This is a genomic window from Arthrobacter arnarulunnguaqae (assembly GCF_051262515.1).
Classification (GTDB): Bacteria; Actinomycetota; Actinomycetes; order Actinomycetales; family Micrococcaceae; genus Arthrobacter_N.
In genome coordinates this window covers 1-323 of record NZ_JBIMER010000049.1, presented here as the reverse complement: position 1 = coordinate 323, position 323 = coordinate 1, and the positions used below count along the sequence as shown (strand labels likewise).

1 protein-coding gene is annotated in these 323 nt (G+C 74.0%); it reads right to left on the bottom strand.

Features of this window, described 5'->3' with window-relative positions; all coding sequences use genetic code 11:
* Nucleotides 1–233 (bottom strand): hypothetical protein (locus ACHAAJ_RS15610; RefSeq protein ID WP_435729161.1); only part of this gene is annotated, 233 nt, incomplete at its 3' end.
* Between the last annotated feature and the right edge of the window lie 90 nt (nucleotides 234–323).

Below are 323 nucleotides of genomic sequence, written 5' to 3'. Positions count from 1 at the left end.
GAACCATCCCCGCCCAACACGCCCGCGACCTCATCCGCCTCCACCCCAAGAGCACCCCGGACACGGACGATCCCGATGCCGCCGATGCCGTTGGCCCCTCCGCTGCCGCCGGAAATGCCGTGGATGCGGTGGCCGGTGACACGGTGGCCGGTGACGCGGTGGCCGGAAGCGGAGCGGCGTGGGAACGCGGCCCCGGCCCGGCAGCAGCGGCCCGGCCGGGAACGGCGTTCCACCGCCCACCCGATCCCGCACCGGCCCGAGAACCGGATCCCGAGCGGGGGACGGTCACCTGGTCACCGAGGAACGATGTCCAACCCGTCCTG